At 62.5% G+C, this 14,817-nt stretch carries 13 protein-coding genes, 1 tRNA gene and 1 pseudogene; 8 read left to right on the forward strand and 7 right to left on the reverse strand.

Annotated features, from left to right (window positions below; translation table 11 throughout):
• Nucleotides 1-14 precede the first annotated feature (14 nt).
• The 3 genes from AC097A_RS18925 to AC097A_RS18935 are packed head-to-tail and all read left to right on the forward strand — an operon-like array spanning nucleotide 15 to nucleotide 2,369.
• Nucleotides 15-806, forward strand: coding sequence for a class I SAM-dependent methyltransferase (locus tag AC097A_RS18925; protein ID WP_479622033.1), 792 nt, complete (start codon nucleotides 15-17; stop codon nucleotides 804-806).
• Nucleotides 803-1,564: an HD-GYP domain-containing protein gene (locus AC097A_RS18930; RefSeq protein WP_479622034.1), complete on the forward strand. Its 762-nt coding sequence runs from the start codon at nucleotides 803-805 to the stop codon at nucleotides 1,562-1,564. Before AC097A_RS18925 ends, AC097A_RS18930 begins: the two co-directional genes overlap by 4 nt.
• 40 nt (nucleotides 1,565-1,604) lie before the next feature.
• Nucleotides 1,605-2,369 carry a substrate-binding periplasmic protein gene (locus AC097A_RS18935; RefSeq protein WP_479622035.1) on the forward strand — a complete coding sequence of 255 codons (765 nt, stop codon included), beginning with the start codon at nucleotides 1,605-1,607 and terminating at the stop codon, nucleotides 2,367-2,369.
• An 11-nt stretch (nucleotides 2,370-2,380) separates the two neighbouring features.
• On the opposite strand, the gene AC097A_RS18940 is transcribed toward AC097A_RS18935, so the two are convergent.
• Together AC097A_RS18940 and rtcR are read right to left on the reverse strand one after the other, a co-directional pair.
• On the reverse strand, nucleotides 2,381-3,805 hold the full coding sequence (locus AC097A_RS18940) for an FAD-binding oxidoreductase (RefSeq protein WP_479622036.1): 1,425 nt from the start codon (nucleotides 3,803-3,805) through the stop codon (nucleotides 2,381-2,383).
• A 65-nt stretch (nucleotides 3,806-3,870) separates the two neighbouring features.
• Complete coding sequence (rtcR, locus tag AC097A_RS18945) at nucleotides 3,871-5,472, reverse strand: RNA repair transcriptional activator RtcR (RefSeq protein WP_479622037.1); 1,602 nt, start codon at nucleotides 5,470-5,472, stop codon at nucleotides 3,871-3,873.
• 353 nt (nucleotides 5,473-5,825) lie between these two features.
• On the opposite strand from rtcR, the gene AC097A_RS18950 reads away from it, so the two are divergent.
• The 5 genes from AC097A_RS18950 to AC097A_RS18970 all read left to right on the forward strand — a co-directional run bounded on the left by AC097A_RS18950 (nucleotide 5,826) and on the right by AC097A_RS18970 (nucleotide 10,270).
• A tRNA-Asn gene (locus AC097A_RS18950) sits at nucleotides 5,826-5,898 on the forward strand.
• Between the two features lie 241 nt (nucleotides 5,899-6,139).
• On the forward strand, nucleotides 6,140-7,279 hold the full coding sequence (locus AC097A_RS18955) for a slipin family protein (protein ID WP_479622038.1): 1,140 nt from the start codon (nucleotides 6,140-6,142) through the stop codon (nucleotides 7,277-7,279).
• 51 nt (nucleotides 7,280-7,330) lie between these two features.
• Nucleotides 7,331-8,563: an RtcB family protein gene (locus AC097A_RS18960; RefSeq protein ID WP_479622039.1), complete on the forward strand. Its 1,233-nt coding sequence runs from the start codon at nucleotides 7,331-7,333 to the stop codon at nucleotides 8,561-8,563.
• Nucleotides 8,564-8,574: 11 nt separating this feature from the next.
• Nucleotides 8,575-9,630 carry an RNA 3'-terminal phosphate cyclase gene (rtcA, locus tag AC097A_RS18965; protein ID WP_479622040.1) on the forward strand — a complete coding sequence of 352 codons (1,056 nt, stop codon included), beginning with the start codon at nucleotides 8,575-8,577 and terminating at the stop codon, nucleotides 9,628-9,630.
• A gap of 64 nt (nucleotides 9,631-9,694) precedes the next feature.
• Nucleotides 9,695-10,270, forward strand: coding sequence for a cob(I)yrinic acid a,c-diamide adenosyltransferase (locus AC097A_RS18970; protein WP_479622041.1), 576 nt, complete (start codon nucleotides 9,695-9,697; stop codon nucleotides 10,268-10,270).
• A 43-nt stretch (nucleotides 10,271-10,313) separates the two neighbouring features.
• Here the strand turns inward: AC097A_RS18970 and AC097A_RS18975 are convergent, their stop codons facing one another.
• The 5 genes and pseudogenes from AC097A_RS18975 to AC097A_RS18995 all read right to left on the reverse strand — a co-directional run.
• Complete coding sequence (locus AC097A_RS18975; protein ID WP_479622042.1) at nucleotides 10,314-11,210, reverse strand: hypothetical protein; 897 nt, start codon at nucleotides 11,208-11,210, stop codon at nucleotides 10,314-10,316.
• Nucleotides 11,211-11,244: 34 nt separating this feature from the next.
• Nucleotides 11,245-11,667, reverse strand: a complete 423-nt coding sequence (locus AC097A_RS18980) for a hotdog fold thioesterase (protein ID WP_479622043.1) — start codon at nucleotides 11,665-11,667, stop codon at nucleotides 11,245-11,247.
• 63 nt (nucleotides 11,668-11,730) lie between these two features.
• On the reverse strand, nucleotides 11,731-13,443 hold the full coding sequence (locus AC097A_RS18985; protein WP_479622044.1) for a sensor domain-containing diguanylate cyclase: 1,713 nt from the start codon (nucleotides 13,441-13,443) through the stop codon (nucleotides 11,731-11,733).
• An 88-nt stretch (nucleotides 13,444-13,531) separates the two neighbouring features.
• On the reverse strand, nucleotides 13,532-14,638 hold the full coding sequence (locus AC097A_RS18990) for an ABC transporter substrate-binding protein (RefSeq protein ID WP_479622045.1): 1,107 nt from the start codon (nucleotides 14,636-14,638) through the stop codon (nucleotides 13,532-13,534).
• Between the two features lie 62 nt (nucleotides 14,639-14,700).
• Nucleotides 14,701-14,817: pseudogene (locus tag AC097A_RS18995) on the reverse strand (tripartite tricarboxylate transporter permease); the annotation flags it as partial.

Here is a 14,817-nt window from a genome sequence, read left to right on the forward strand (position 1 = left end):
CGCTGGAGGCCTATTTGACCCCTAAACCCTGGCAGCGCCTGAACCCGGCCACCTGGCTCTGGCCGCTGCCGGCCATCGTGGCCTGGGTATTGTGCTGGACCCTGTTTCGCACCGTGTGGGAGCAGGGCTTGGCATTGCCTTGGTCATTGGCCCTGGCCAGTGCGCTGGGCGTGTTGCTGAGCCTGTGGGGCGGCAGCTGGTGGCGCCGTGCACTGATTGCGGCGGGCTTTCCGGTGTCGCTGGCGCTCACGCTAGGCGTGCTGGGCGGCAGCGCGGTGCCGGCCTGGGCCTGGCTCTTACCTCTGGGTCTGTTGCTGTTGGTCTACCCCGTAAACGCCTGGCGCGACGCGCCGCTGTTTCCCACACCCCTGAACGCGCTGACCGAGCTGCCCACCCACGCGCCTTTGCCCGCCGGTGCGCAAGTGCTGGACGCTGGTTGTGGCCTGGGCCATGGCCTGCAGGCGCTGCGCCTGGCCTACCCGCAAGCCCAGTTGCACGGGATCGAATGGAGCTGGCCGCTGCGCGCCCTGTGTGCGCTGCGCTGCCCTTGGGCGCGCGTGCGCCAGGGCGATATCTGGAAGGCTGACTGGTCGGCCTACGACATGGTGTACCTATTCCAGCGGCCCGAGAGCATGGGCCGCGCCATGGACAAGGCGTGCGCTGAGTTACGCCCCGGCGCCTGGCTGGTCAGTTTGGACTTTGAAGCAACACCGCACATTTGTACCGCCAGCTTGTGCACACCCGGTGGCAAAATGGTGTGGCTGTACCAGGCGCCCCTGTCTGCGCCTGCAGGAGAAAACCCATGACATCCGATACCACCACCCCACCCACCGTGGCCACGACCCTGGACCCCGCGGATGCCCTGCAGGCCACCCAGGTGGTGGTATTTGCTCTGGCCACCTTGTCCGAGCTGCGCGACTCCGACACCGAGAGCCACATGCTGCGTGTGCAGCGCTACGTGCGCTCCTTGTGCACCCAGTTGCAAACCCTGCCGGCGTACGCCGATGTGCTGACGCCGACCTATGTGGAAATGCTGCTCACCAGCGTGCCGATCTACGACATGGGCACCGTGGGCATTCCTGATCGCATCCTGCTCAAACCCGGTCGCCTGACGCCCGAAGAAGTGGCCATCATGCGCACCCACACCACGCTGGGCCACGACGCCCTGGCGCGTGCCGAGAAGACCCTGGGCCGCGTCTCACCGCTGCTCACCATCGCCAAAGAAATCACGCTGTGCCACCAGGAGAAGTGGGACGGCTCCGGTTACCCCAAGGGTCTGTGGGGCGCGCAGATTCCGCTCTCGGCACGCATCGTGGCGCTGGCGGATGTGTACGACGCGTTGATCAGCAACAAGGTCTACAAGGATGGCGTGCCGCACGAACGTGCGGTCGAGATCCTCACCGAGGGCCGTGGCGCCCACTTCGACCCCGATGTGGTCGATGCCTTCCTGCAGGTGCAGGACACCTTCCGCAGCATCGCCCAGCGCCATGCCGACACCGACGCGGACATGCAGCAAAAGATTGAATACATGGCCAATGCCATTGCCGAAGTGGCAGTGATCTGAGCCGGTGAGAAGTCTGAGGCCCTGGGTCTGGGGGGGCGTGGTGTGTCTGATCGCCGCCACCGCCACGGCCGCCGAATGCACCAAATCTGTCCGATGGTCTGACGACGCGCCCTATGCGTTTCGCGGGCCCGATGGCGAACTCAAAGGCCTGCATGTAGACACGGTGCGTGCGGCACTCAGGCGTGTGGGCTGTCAGCCGCAGTTTGTGGAACGGCCCTGGGCCCGCGCACTGGTGGAACTCGAAGAGGGCCACTTGGACATCTTGCCGGGCGCCTTGCGCAGGCCCGAGCGCGAGGTCTATGCCGTGTTTTCCCGGCCGGTCAACCGCTCGCCCAATGTGCTGTTCATGCGCAAGGCCGTGGCCGACAAATACAAAATCACCAAACTCGCCGATCTGCTGGGTACGCCGTTTCGCCTGGGTGCCCAGATGGGGGTGGCCTATGGCCCTTCGTTTGAGGCCTTGCAAAAAGACCCGCGTTTTGCCGCTTTGCTCACCCCGTTCACGGCCCGGCGGGGTGCCTGGCAGATGATGGACATGGACCGGCTGGACGGCCTGATTGCCGATGAAACTACCGGCCTGCTGGAGATCCAATCGCTGGGCCTGTCGCAGGCCATCGTCAAAACACCCATCGTGACCACCTCGGAACCCGGCATGTTTGCGTTGAGCAAAAAGGCACTGACGCCCCAGTTTGCAGCCGACTTTGACCGCGCGCTGGACGCCATGGTCAAAGACGGCGAGCTCCGTCAGATCCGCGAGCGGTATGTGCCTTGCCCAGTGTCGGCAGACCAGATTGGCTGCAAATAAGCGGCAGGCGCTTACAACGAGAAGATCTTGCCCGGGTTCAGAATGTTGTGCGGGTCCAGCGCGCGCTTGATGGTGCGCATCATGTCCACCGCACCGTTGCCGGTTTCTTCCACCAGAAAGCCCTGCTTGTGCAGGCCCACGCCGTGTTCACCCGTGCAGGTGCCGCCCAGCTTCAGGGCGCGTTCGACCAGCTGGTGGTTGAGCTTTTCGGCCAGCTCGCGTTCGGCAGGCAGCTTGGGGTCAATCAGGTAACCCATGTGGAAGTTGCCGTCGCCCACGTGGCCGACCAGGAAGTAGGGGATGCCGGCCTCCTGTGCCTCGGTCACGCTGTCCAGCAACGCGTCGGCCAGGTGCGAGATGGGCACACAGGCGTCGGTGGTGATGGCCTTGCAGCCGGGGCGCGACTGCACGCCCGCAAAGTAGGCGTTGTGCCGCGCGGTCCACAGGCGGGTGCGTTCCTCGGGCGTCTCTGCCCACTCGAAGGCCGCGCCACCGAAGTCGGCCGCAATGTCCTGCACGGTCTGCACCTGCTCCTTCACGCTGTCGGGTGAGCCGTGAAACTCCATGAGCAACATGGCGCCTTCGCGCAGCGTGAGTTTGGAGTGCGCGTTCACCATACGGATGGTGTTGGCGTCCAGCAGCTCGCAGCGCGCAATCGGTATGCCCAGCTGAATGATTTGGATAGTGGTGTTCACCGCGTCGGCCAGGCTGTTGAACGAGCAGGTCGCGGCCATCACGGCCTCGGGCAGCGGGTAGAGTTTGACGGTCACTTCGGTGATCACGCCCAGCGTGCCTTCGCTGCCCACCAGCAGGCGCGTCAGGTCGTAGCCGGCGGACGATTTCTTGGCGCGTGTGCCGGTGCGGATCACCTCACCGCTGGCCGTCACCACCTCCAGCGCCAGCACGTTCTCACGCATGGTGCCGTAGCGCACGGCGTTGGTGCCGCTGGCGCGTGTGGCGCTCATGCCGCCAATCGTGGCGTCGGCGCCGGGGTCGATGGGGAAGAACAGGCCGGTGGATTTGATCTCGTCATTGAGCTGCTTGCGCGTCACGCCGGGTTGCACGGTCACCGTCAGGTCTTCGGCATTGATGGACAACACCGCGTTCATGCGGCTCACGTCCAGGCTGATGCCGCCTTGCACAGCCAGCAAGTGGCCTTCCAGCGACGAACCCACGCCAAAGGGGATCACCGGAACGAGGTACTGCGCGGCCAGCTTCACGGCATCGCTCACATCCTGCGTGTTCTGCGCAAACACCACAGCCGCGGGCGGCGGAATGTCAAACGCGGACTCGTCCCGCCCGTGCTGCTCGCGCACCACCAGTGCGGTGGAGAACTGGTCGCCAAAGCGCGCCTTGAGGGCGTCCAGCAGGGCCGGGGGCACGTTGCGGGCCTGTACTTGGGGTAGCAGGTGGTTCAAAGCGGTGGGGGCGTTCATAGTTTTTGTCTCCAATGCGGGCAATCCCCCATTTTGATCCAATCCAATTCATGACGCGCTGCAGCTCAGCGTGAAACCGTATCCCAGTCCATTCCGAACTTCAGCAGGTATTTGCGGAGTCGGTCCGCATCGTTCACCACACTGCGCTGGGTTCGCGATACGTTGAACAACACCCGGCCCGCGTCACTCAGTGACGACTGTGCTCGGCACACTGCCACCACAGATTGCAGTTGCAGCAGATCGAACTGATCCAGTTGTGCCGAGCGTCCTCCCAACAAGGTCTCCAGATCGGAAACATCTGCGTGGCCTGCCCCCGCATCTTGCAAATCGCTCCATTGCCAGCGTAGGCGCTGGATTTCGGCTTCGACCAAACCGATACCAATGCGTCCGTGCTCCGCCAGTGTGGCCAGGCGTGTGACGGACGCGCTCAGATCGCGGAAGTTGCCGCTCCAGAGAGCTTCTGGTGCAGTGGCAAAGCGCAAGTAAGCCGTGCGCGCCTCTGCGGTCAGGCGTACTTGCTTGCCCAACTCCTGGGACGCATTGCGCAGCTGGTGGTCCACATTAGGCTCAATATCTTCGCGCCGCTGTGCCAGACCGGGCAACGTGTAAGTCCAGAGGTTGATACGTGCAAATAGGTCTTCGCGGAAGCGCCCCGCGCGAATCTCCAGCCGCAAGTCCCGATTGGTGCCTGCGATGAGTTGGAAATCACTCTGGATTTCCTTGTCGGAGCCCATGGGGAAGAATCGTTTTTCCTCTACCGCCTTGAGCAGCATGGCTTGCTCGTCCAGTCCCAGCTCACCGATCTCATCCAGAAACAGCAAGCCTTGGTGCGCGGCACGCAACAGGCCGGGACGGTCTGCTGCGGCGCCTGTGAAAGCCCCTTTGCGGTGGCCAAACAGGGTCGAGCCGGCTCCGTCGCCACGCAGCGTGGCGCAGTTGATTTCGACAAAGCTGCCTTCGAGTTGGTGACGTGCTTTCTTCAACTCGAATACGCGTCGCGCCAGCATGGACTTGCCAGCACCAGTGGGGCCGGTCAGCAGCATGGGGGCTTTGCTTTGCCCAGCCACGCGTTCCACTTCCTCAATCAGGGCATTGAAATTAGCGTTGCGCGTGGCGATACCGCTCTTCAGGAAGTTCAGCGCGTCCTGCTGGGCGCTGTGCATGCGCTGGTTAATGGCGTCGTAGCGCGACAGATCCAGGTCGATGATTTCGTGGCTGCCCGGGCCTTGGCCCTGGCGCCCGCGGGGCGGCGCACTTTGCAGGAGGACCCCGGGGAGGAAACGCGCTTCTACCAACAGAAACAGGCAGATCTGCGCCACGTGGGTGCCGGTAGTGATGTGAGCCTGGTAGTTTTCTTTTGTCGTGTCGAAGGGATAGGCAGATGCCCAGTCGTAGAGCGCTGCGTACACCTCACCAAAGTCCCAGGGATTGGCGAGGTGCATCTCCACCAGCTTCACCTCGGTGTTGGGGGAAGTCTGAGCAATATCTTGCCGCACCAGTTCTGCCAACGTCACGTGGCGCCGGTCATGAAACAGTTCCAGCCGGTCAATGACCAGATCCTCATGCTGCGTGAGGGCCAACGTGGGCCGCCATTTCTCCCAACGCGCCGCGCTTTGGCCCGAATCAAGTTGCGTGCCGAGGAATCCAATGACGACTGTCTTTCTCATTCAGCTAGTTTACTAGCTGAATAAATAGTAATTTATAGAAATAAAAAATTGAAACTCATCCCGATCAATTCAATTTCGAAAAAATATCCAATAAATTCAAAGGCTTAGGAAAACTAATCGAATTTGAACAAAGTTGGCACGACCTCTGCAATACAGGTACCGTCTTACGCAAGAAGGTGTTCGCTGACAAGCAGGGGTTTCCGGGTAGCCGGACCCCGCTGGTGCAAAGAAGTCCGGGTTGTTCCGTGATGCTTTGTATGCCGCGACCTGGAAACGTAGGGCACAACGGCATGTGGTCAAGGGGTGGCTCGGGTAGAGGAGCCACCCCGCTAGGTTCGATTCCTGGGTGCCACCGTTCTGTAGCTCAGAGGGTAGAGCAACGCACTATTAATGCGTCTGTCGCGGGTTCGATTCCCGCCGAACGCTGGTCGTAAAAAAACCAGCTTACTTGGAAGTGAAAAAGAGAAGTGCCGCACGTGGGACCCAAAAGCCCCACCAGCAGCAGTCGCCAGAACAAAGGACCTGCGACACCTACTGCCAGTGTGCTGAGACCGGTAAAGCCCCGTAATCTCAAACCACTGTCAGACAGTGCCCGCACCCGGAGTCCGCGCCTGTTGCTGTTGCGGCCCTTCATATCAACGAATTGTCAGAAAGAGGAGAGATAAAAATGTTGGGATTGAAGCGCATCACCATCAAGAAAAACGAACGCGGCCTGTTGCTGCGCAATGGCGACTTCGAGCGCGTGTTGCAGCCCGGCCAACACTGGATTGGCACGCTGGGTGCGCAGGTGCGCATCGAGACCTTTGCGATGGAACAGACCGCCTTCACGCACGGTCTAGCAGACTACTTCATGGCCAAGGAACCCGAGGTCGTGGCCCAAGAGTTTGTGCAGGCTGCGCTGACCGATGCCCAAGTGGGCCTGCGCTATGAGAACGGCGTGCTGGTAGAAGTGCTGGCGCCTGCAACCCGCAAGCTGTATTGGAAGGGTCTGAACGACGTGCATGTAGATATGGTCGACATCGCTGCGACCGAGAAGCTGGCCAAGGAACTGGTGGCCAAGCTGAATCAGACGCAGTTGCGCCAACGCCCTGTGGCCGGCTTGGCTGGCGTGCTGATGGTGCACGTACCTGATTACCACGTGGGTGTTTTGACCGTCGATGGCAAGCAGCAGGAACTGTTGGGTGCCGGTGCGTATGGCTTCTGGCGCTACAACCGCCAGGTGCAGGTGGATTGCGTGGACCTGCGTTCGCAGGCGCTGGAGATCAGCGGCCAAGACATTCTGACCAAGGACAAGGTGGGCCTGCGCCTGAACCTGTCTGCGACCTGGCGCTATGACGATGTGCGGAAGGCGTTTGCCAACACGGCGAAACCCTCGGAGCTGGTGTACCGCGAACTGCAGTTTGGTTTGCGCGCTGCGGTGGGGACCCGCACGCTGGACGAGTTGTTGGAAGACAAGGCCAGCATCGATGCCATCGTGAAGGACTTCGCTGCGCAAAAGCTGCTGGCTGCAGGCATCACGCTGGAAGGCCTGGGTGTGAAGGACATCATCTTGCCCGGCGAGATGAAGACCATCCTGGCCCAAGTGGTTGAAGCCGAGAAATCAGCCCAGGCCAATGTGATCCGCCGCCGCGAAGAAACCGCTGCCACGCGCTCGCTGTTGAACACTGCCAAGCTGATGGAAGACAACCCCATCGCTTTGCGTATGAAAGAGCTTGAGACCTTGGAGCGTGTTGCTGAGCGCATTGACAAGATTTCTGTGTTTGGTGGCTTGGACAACGTGCTCAACGGGCTGGTGAAGCTACGTTGAGGGATACGTGGTGTAAGCCATACTTGGTTTGAAAATATATAGGGAGAAGAAATGAACTACCAACAACTCGAAGTAGAAGGCGGCGTGCCCGTCAAGATGTGGACCAACGGCGTACCCATTGAAGAGTCCGCCCAGCGCCAGCTGGAAAACACGGCCAAGCTGCCTATTGTGTTCAGTCACGTGGCTGTGATGCCGGATGTGCACTACGGCATCGGTGCCACCATTGGCAGTGTGGTACCCACGCTGAAGGCCATCATTCCTGCTGCGGTGGGAGTGGATATCGGTTGCGGCATGATGGCCTGCAAGACCACGCTGGTGGCCGCGGACCTGCCGGACAGCCTGGGCCCGCTACGTAGCGAGATTGAAAAAGCAGTGCCTCACGGTTCTGCCCCCAAGCAGTTTCGTCGCCATGGCTCCAACCGCGAAGTGGGTGCCTGGACCAACCCGCCCGTGACGGCAGATACCGCCTGGGTGCAGCTGGTAGACGAATTCGATGCCATTTGCCTGGATTACCCACGCCTGAAGAACACCAACAACCACCGCCACATGGGCACCCTGGGTGGTGGCAACCACTTTGTCGAAATCTGCCTGGATGAGGTCGGTGGCGTGTGGATCATGCTGCACAGTGGCTCCCGTGGCGTGGGCGGTGCCATTGGCAACCTGTTCATTGAACTTGCCAAGAAGGATGCAGAGCAGCACCAGCGCAACCTGCCGGACCAGGACCTCGCCTATCTGGAAGAGGGGGCCCAGTACTTTGGTGACTATGTGCGCGGTGTAGGTTGGGCGCAAAAGTTTGCGCGCCTGAACCGCGAAGTGATGATGCAAGCCGTGATCGGCGCGCTGCGCAAGGTGATTACCAAGCCGTTCGAGACGCACCTGGAAGCCGTGAACTGCCACCACAACTATGTGCAGAAGGAAACCCACTTCGGCCAGGATGTGTATGTGACCCGCAAGGGCGCCGTGAGCGCCAAGGCGGGTGAGCTGGGCATTATTCCCGGCAGCATGGGAGCCAAGAGCTTTATCGTGCGCGGCAAGGGAAACCCGGACAGCTTCAACAGCTGCAGCCACGGTGCCGGACGCACCATGAGCCGTACCAAGGCCAAGAAGCTGTTTACTGTGGAAGACCAGGTGCGTGCCACCGAAGGCGTGGAGTGCCGCAAGGATGCCGACGTGATTGACGAGATCCCGATGGCCTACAAAGATATCGATGCCGTGATGGCGGCGCAGAACGATCTGGTCGAAGTGGTTTACACCCTGAAGCAGATCGTGTGCGTGAAAGGTTAGGGAGAGACGACGTGATTGAAATCGACGGTTCACAGGGCGAGGGTGGCGGCCAGATCCTACGCACGGCACTGGCCCTGAGCCTGGTGACGCAACAGCCTTTCACGCTGGCCAACATCCGCGCCAAGCGCCCCAAGCCAGGCCTGATGCGCCAGCACTTGGCTTGCGTGCAGGCGGCGGTGGCTGTGGGTGGCGCGGACTCCCGGGCGCTTGCGCAGGACGAAAGCCCCGTGGGCTTGGGTGCCACGCATCTGGTGTTTCAGCCGGGCCCGGTCCACGGGGGTGACTTCACGTTTGCGGTGGGTTCGGCGGGCAGTTGCATGCTGGTGCTCCAAACGGTGCTGTGGCCGCTGGTTATGGCGGCAAAACCCTCCAAGCTGGTGTTGCAGGGTGGTACGCACAACCCGATGGCGCCTTCATTCAGTTTTCTGCAGCACACGGTGCCTTATTTTTCGGGCGAAGGCCCTGCCTTGCTCAGCATGGAGCTGCAGCGCCACGGCTTTTACCCTGCGGGTGGTGGCGAGGTGCATGTGGGCATTCAGCCTCCGGCCCATGGTCTTGCGGCCATCGACTTGATGCAGCGCGGTGAGGTGGTGGACGCATGGGCTGAGGCGCTGCACGCGGGCATCCCGAGGAATGTGGCCGAGCGCGAGTTGGGCGTGCTGCAGCGCGCGCTGGACTGGTCCGATGCGCAGTTGCGCAACCGCGGTCTGCGCAGCAATGAAGGCCCCGGTAATGCCTTGCAAGTGATCCTGCAGTACGAGCACATCACGGAGGTGGTGACTGCCTATGGCGAAAAAGGAGTGGGCGCGGAGGAGGTTGCGCGCCAGGTCTTGAGCGAGGTGAAGGACTATCTGGCGCATCAGGCACCAGTAGGCGAGCACTTGGCAGACCAGCTCATGATCCCCTTGGCCCTGGCCACTTTGCAGGGTCGGCCGGGACAGTATTGGGCAACAACGCTGTCGGAACACGCCCGTACCAATGCGCGCGTGATCGAAGCATTCCTGCCGATTACGTTTGACATGACCGCCAAGGATGCAGGCTATTGCGTGCGCGCAGTCCGCCGCTAACCTGGCCACTGTGCTTCCCATGGTGCGTTTACGATAGCTGTCTTCCAGACTCCAGGACCGCCCCATGGGAAACCGCCTCACCCAAATCGCCACCCGCACCGGGGACAACGGCACCACCGGCCTGGGCGACAACACCCGCGTCTCCAAGGACAGCCTGCGCGTGCATGCCATGGGCGATGTGGACGAACTCAACAGCCACATCGGCCTCTTGCTCTGCGAGCCCATGCCCGAAGGGGTGCGCACATTGCTGGTAGAAATTCAGCACCAGCTGTTTAACCTAGGGGGCGAGCTGTCCATCCCCGGCTACGAGCTGCTCAAGCCCGAGGCGGTGTTGGCGCTGGACGAAGCGCTGGCGGAGCACAACGAACACCTGCCACGCCTGCAAGAGTTCATTTTGCCCGCCGGCACGCGCGCTGCCAGCCAGGCCCATGTGTGCCGCACCGTGGCGCGCCGCGCCGAACGCGCCGTGGTGGCGCTGGAAGCGCAAGAGGCCCTGAAAGACACGCCGCGCCAGTACCTGAACCGCCTGTCGGACCTGATGTTTGTGCTGGCCCGGGTGCTCAACCGCTACCGCACGGACGGCACGGTGGGCGACGATGTGTACTGGAAAAGCGAACGGTTGGCCAAAGACCAGAGCTGATGCGCTACTAAAACAATAGCTGCTTGCGCAGTATCCAAAAGGGCTAGGGCCGTATTTGGCTATTAATTACCCGCCAACCACTGGTGCGTGGGTTGTAAAAACCGCACTCTTGGTAGGCGCGGCGCACGGCGCCGGTGTTGATCAGGGCGGCTAGCGCGGGGAACACCTTGTCGGCCACGGCTCGGCCGGCTGCTGTGGTGGCCGCGGCCAGGTGGCGCGAGCCCACCAGGGCCAGGGCGCGGCCACGCAGCGGCACCAACTGCTGGCCTTCGGCGTCCAGGCGCAGGTCTTGGGTGGCGGGAAACGGCGCCAGCAGCACATCGGCCCGGCCGCGTGCCACGGCCAGCACCATCTGGCGCCAGGTTTTCACATCCATCAGCGAGCGCACGCCCAAGGCCTGCAAGGTGCGCCAGTCGGCACTCCAGTCGCTGTTGGAGACGACCCTGAGGGTTTGCAATGCGGGCAAGGATTGGGCTTGTTGGGCCGCGGCGTTGTTGGGGGCGGTGAACAGGCCCACCACAAAGTCGCCATCGGCAATCAGCGCGGGCGAGGGCAGGGCGCTGGCGCCCAGGCCTTGCAGGTCGCTGTTCCACACCGTGGTGCCCAGCACGTCTACGCGGCCTGCGCGCAGCTCCAGCAGGGTGCGCTGGTAGCTGTCGATGCGCACCAGTTGAACCTTGGTGCCGGGCAGGGCGCGGGTGACCTCGCGCAGCAGCAGCGCCAGCTCGATCACATCGCGTCGCGCATGCGGCCCGTCAAAACTTCGCAGGCTTTGAACATCACGTGCACCCAGAAACAAGGCGTAGTCATAGGCCACGTCTTCGGGGACCGCCACCCGCAGCAGGTGGTTCTCCTGCGCATCGACACCCATGGTTGCGCCAGTGGCGGCGGCCAGCAGCAGCGCACGGCGCGTGAGCAGGGGATGGGGGCGGGAGGACACGGTGGTTTGCGGTGGTGCGCCCAGTATCGCTGTTCTAACGCGGCGAAAGAATGGCCATGGTGATACGTGACACACACGTCAACTCACCCGCTTCGTTGCGCAGGTCAATCTGCCACACATGGGTGCTGCGGCCCCGGTGTACCGGGCGCGCCACGCCAGTGACCCAGCCGGTCTTCACGCCCTTGAGGTGGTTGGCATTGATGTCCAGGCCCACGGCGCTGTGGCCCTCGGGCGAGGAATAGAAAGCACCGCAGGAGCCCAGGGTCTCTGCCAACACCACCGACACGCCGCCGTGCAACAGGTCATACGGCTGGTGGGTGCGTGGGTCCACCGGCACGCGCGCGCTTAAAAAATCGTCGCCCACTTCCAGGAACTCGATGCCCAGGTGTTCGATTGCCGTGTTCCGGCTGGATTGGGTCAGGATGTCGATAGAGACTGCTTGTTGCCAAATGCGCATGGTGTGGTACCTGTTCCGGGAGGCAGAGGTCGCACTATAAACACGGCGATGGTCGGGCCACTGTCAAGTGGGCGCCAGCCCGGGCGGCGGTGCGGCCACCACCCGGTTACGCCCGTTTTGTTTGGCCTGGTAGAGCGCCACATCGGCGCGGTGCACCAGGGCCGCCACACTGCGGTCCGCGGGGGCCCACATGCAAGTGCCAATGCTGACTGTGGCGTGGCCAACCTCGGGAAAGACGGTTGCCTCCACGGCGGCACGGATTTTTTCTGCCACCAGCGCCACCGCCTCGGTGGTCTGGTTTTGCGACAGCACGACGACGAACTCTTCCCCTCCGTAGCGGGCAACCAGGTCGGTGGTGCGGGTGTGGGCACGCAGCACCTCGGCCAGCTGTTGCAGCACGGCATCGCCGGCGGCATGTCCAAAGCGGTCGTTGATGCGCTTGAAGTAGTCGGCATCCAGTATCAGCAGGGCAAAGGCGTGTCCGGTGCGCTGGCTGATTGCCATACATTCGGCGACCCGTTCATCGCAGTGGCGGCGGTTGTGCAGCCCGGTCAGTGCATCCTGGGTGGCCAGCCGTTCCAGCTCCTGGTTGGCCGCGGCCAGTGCGTGGGTGCGTTGCAGCACCTGGGCCTCCAGGGTCAGGTTCAGGGTTTCCAGCTCCTGCTCGCGTGCCAGCAGCGAGGCTGTCATCGAGCGCATGGATTGCCCGAGCTGCAGCACCTCCAACAAGCGGGTGCTTTGTGGGTACTGGGGTTCACCTACACGCTGCTCGACCCGGTGGGCCGCTTCGGCCAGTTCTTCGATGGGCTGACTCACCGTGTGGGCCAGCGGCAGGGCCAGCAGGCCAAACAGGATGGCTGCCACCACGCCCAGGCCGATCAGGCGGTTGCGAAGGGCATGGGCGGGCGCCAGGGCGTCGTCCAGCGGCTGGCGCACCACAATGCGCCAGCCCAGGTTGTTGTCGGTTTGGGCATCCACCACCACTTCGCTGGTGAGGTAGTCACGTCCGTCGTCCCAGGTCACGGTGGCATACGGTAGCGGGTTGGCCACACCGTTTTTTAGCCGGGCTTGGTCTACCAGGGTTTGCGGATACAGCACGGTGCCTTGGCGGTCCACGATCAGGATTTGGGTTCCTGCGCTGCGGCCGGTTTGTTGTGCGGCGGCCTGCACCGTATCGGTCACCCAGCTCCAGCTGGCATGGGCCCCCACCACGCCCAGCAGCTGCCCGTCCCGACTCCGGATGGGTGCTGCAAAGTCAATAAAGCGCAGGGGTTCGCCCGACGTGTTGGCAGGCAAGAGCTTGGCCAGCAGCAAGGCCTCGTGTACGTCGCCAGTGAACACACGCTCCTTGCCCGCCACGAACCACGGCCGCTTGGCGACCGACTGGCCCTGCAGCAGGCCGTCAATGGCCTGTATGACCGTGCCATTCGCGTCCACCACCCCCAGCCACACCAGTTCATTGCGGGCCTGGCGGCGCAGTTGCAACGATTGCAGCAGGTCCGGGTGGTCTAGCGGGCCCCGTGTGACGTGGAGTTCCTGGCTAAGCAGCGCGATGTCCAGCTCCCGCTCGCGCAGGCTGGCACCCATCAGTTGCGCTGCTGCTGTGGCGGTGGCATGCAATGCCTGCCCTACCGAGGCCGCACGTTGCTGGGTGGCCAACTGGCCGACATAGATCCCCACGCTGAGCAGGGTCAGCAAGGCCAGGCCCACAAACCACAGGGTAAGGCGACCGCGCAGACTGTGGATATGGAATTTCTTCAGCTTGTATACCGACATGCGGTTTTGCTTTCCAACGCCACCCGGCCTGTTGTGGTGTTTGTGCTACCCGGGTGAAAACGCCCCTGAAGAATGGAGTGCCCTAGGTTTAGCGCCGGAACTTGCCCGATGCCGAGATGATGGACAGGTCGGCGAAGTCCAGGCCGGTGTGGTCGGTGGGTGTGAAGGTCAGGATGAGGCCGCCCAGGTCGAACTTGCCCAGGTTTTCCAGTGCAGATTGCAGTTTTTCGCGCGTCGGTTTGGGGCCTGCGCGGCGCAAGGCCTCCACCAACACCTTGGCCGATGCAAAACCCTCCAGCATGGCGGGGCTGACTTCGAGGATGTCACGCGTCTTGGCCAGGGTGGCAGCTTCCTGCACCAGGGCGTAGTTTTGCGACTGCGGCAGCACCTGGCTCACGATCACACCGCGCGCGTCGTCGCCCAGCAATTTGATGAAGCCGCTGGATGCGTTGTTGGACAGGGTGACGAACTGTGCACCGCTGCCTGCGGCTTTGAGTGCCCTGATGGCGTCCACCACGGCGGTGCCCGAGCCAATCACCATGACGGCCTGGGGGCTCAGTTTTGCCATGGCCGGCGCAATTTGCGAGAAGTCCGGCTTGCTGCGGTCAAACTTGGAAATGGCGATCGCGGTCAGTTTGGAGGCGGTCAGGCCTTTTTGGGTGCCCTCCAGGCCGTCGGCGCCAAAACTGTCGTCCACGTGCACCACGCCAATGCGGTTGACGCCGGTGGCTGCCAGGTGGGTGATGGCGCGCTCAGCCTCGCGCTGGTAGGTGGCGCGTACGTTGAACACATGTTTTTTCAGGGGCTGGTGTAGCACCATGGCGCCCGTGGATGGAGCCACCAGTGGCACACCGTGTTGGTCCAGGAGGGGGATGATGCCCTCGGTGTGTGGGGTGCCGCGTGTCATGAACAGCGCCAGCACGCCCCGTTGCTCAATCAGCTCGCGCGCATTGGCCGCGGCCAGCTTGGTGTCGAACTTGTCGTCCAGCGTGATCAGCTCGATCTTCTCGCCGTTCACACCACCTTTGGCGTTGGTGGCGTCCAGATAGAGCTGGGCTCCCAGGCTGCTTTCTTTGACGGTGGCCGCAACAGCCCCGGTGACCCCCGTGGTCTGCCCTATCTTGATTTGACCGAATGCCGTGAAGCCGGCGCTCGCAATACAAAGTCCAAGCAGCGCAGAACGCAGGGATGTCATGGGGGTCTCCTTTGTTATAGAACGCGGATTACATCATGCCCAGAAGACGGAGTAACTAGCGATCAATCCTCAACAAACGCCTCTTCGCGCTTGGCCTTGATGGAAGGCATGAGCACGACGACCAGCAGCAGAACGGCCGCTGCGAGCAAGCCCGCCGAGAGCGGCCGGGTGATAAACAC

Source organism: Rhodoferax sp. XS2R6 (assembly GCF_056521365.1).